This is a genomic window from Paenibacillus sp. P4_E11 (genome assembly GCF_056401635.1).
This window is the reverse complement of the sequence record NZ_JBFUIX010000402.1, coordinates 1-1836: the sequence shown is the minus strand read 5'-3', so window position 1 is coordinate 1836 and position 1836 is coordinate 1. Positions and strand designations below refer to the sequence as shown.

Here is a 1836-nt window from a genome sequence, read left to right as displayed (position 1 = left end):
CGGAAATCGTTTCCCAAGCGCGATGTAAAGAGGAATAACAAGCAAGCCGACACATACTGCGGCTATAGCGCCAATCCAAGCATCCTGTTTGGCCTTGGAGGCAAGAATCGTGGGAATGATCAGGATTGCGCTGCCGACCATGTATAACATCACGAGTATCATAAATTGACGAATGCTTATTTTGCCTTTTTCAAGCATCTCCGTTCACCTTCCTTCCCAGACATCACTTCAAGTCCTTTTTTCGAATAACAGCGACGGCAAGCAGCAGTAGAGGAAGCAAGAGGCCAAACGTTAGCGGAATAAAAGGCCATATCTTTTGGTTAAAGGCCAGTAAATAAGTCGTATTCGGTACTTCGAATATAGAGAATAGGACAATCATCATTCCTAACGGAATGGTCAAGAACCGATACTCCTTAAATTGAAAAACTTGGGCAATGCCGAGTGCAATGACATAAAGTAGCAGACTCAACCGGAAAAAGACCGTAAGGAACCAAATGACGGCAATAATCGCCTCGATACGTTCCAAAAAGCCGCCGATGTTAATTTTCATTGCAAGCTCATAGCTCGGGAAGCTGAGGCTTGCAGATGAGCCGGGGCCGAGAACGAGAACAGACAAGGTCGTGATGACGAATAAAATGATCCCTCCGAGCAGCACGCCTGTCCGCAGCGCCTGTCCGGCCTTACCGTTTGCATTGCCATAAGGGAAGATCATTAATAACACGACAGGCTCAAGAAAAGGAAAGCTGAGAAAAGAGAGGACTGCCTTGAATACCGGTTTAAATCCTTCCTCCAGCATCGGCTGAACGTGTTCGTGCTTCATTTGCGGGGCAACTAGTATAACCAGAATCACAAAGAGCAGAACGATCCATGGGAAAAACAGTTCCGCCGCACGGGTCAGAGGCTCCAATCCCAGCTTTACGCCCATCACGACGATCGCCATCATCATGATGTGAATGGCCAGGATCGGCGTTTCTCCCATGATTTGCGTAGTCAGAAATTCCCCGATATTCCGGAGCGTCAATGTCGCAATCAGGAACGGAAACAAGAGGAAAAGCAGCGCAACCGATTTTCCAAACCATCTCCCCAAAATGACATGGGCATATTCGGCTAAAGTCATATTCGGGAACCGCCTCCCGAGCGCAATGTACAAAGGAAGAACCAAAACCGCTGCAACTAATGTAATCAAGGCCGCGAGCCATGCATCCTGTTTGGCGTTCGAGGCCAGGAGGGAAGGGATGACTAAGATCGCACTACCAACGGTGTACAGCATGACGATTATGGCGAATTGTCGTCCGGCAATTTTTCCGTTTTCGAGCATCTCAGGTCCCTCCTCTTCGGCGAAGAGCATTCACCCCTAGGAGCAACAAGGGCAAACCTATTCCAAATGTCATATCGAAATAAGGCCAATATGCCGTTGTATGTTGACTAAAGTGCGTAATATTCGGGGAAAACGCAGTGGCGGAAGCGGCAATAATAAAAGCCAATGGCAAGGCGAGTGCCCGAAAATCTTTCAGTTTGAGCACTTGCGCAAGACCGAGTTGGAGAATATATACAAAAACCGAGGTTTTAATAAATAACGTTAAGATCCACATGACGGCCATTATCGCTTCCAGTCTTTCAATAAAACGGCCGATGCTGATTTGTTTGGCGAGCGCGTAGCTGGGATACATATGTCTAGACGTAAAATCGGCGCCAAGCACGAGGATGGATAAAGCGATCATGACGACGAGAACGAGTCCGCCAAGCAATGCTCCCGATACAAAATATTTTCGAAGCTTTTCCGTCTTATTGACGTATGGAAAAATCATCAAAAACGCGACTAGCTCTATATAGGGG

General features: G+C 47.3%; 3 protein-coding genes. All 3 read right to left on the bottom strand.

The window, feature by feature from the left end:
• A partial coding sequence (locus tag AC1DWB_RS34490) for a GerAB/ArcD/ProY family transporter (protein ID WP_477545584.1) occupies positions 1 to 198 on the bottom strand: 198 nt, incomplete at its 3' end.
• Positions 199 to 223: 25 nt separating this feature from the next.
• Entirely contained in the window at positions 224 to 1318 is a 1095-nt protein-coding gene (locus AC1DWB_RS34485; protein ID WP_477545583.1) for a GerAB/ArcD/ProY family transporter, read from the bottom strand.
• Between the two features lies 1 nt (position 1319).
• A partial coding sequence (locus tag AC1DWB_RS34480) for a GerAB/ArcD/ProY family transporter (RefSeq protein WP_477545582.1) occupies positions 1320 to 1836 on the bottom strand: 517 nt, incomplete at its 5' end.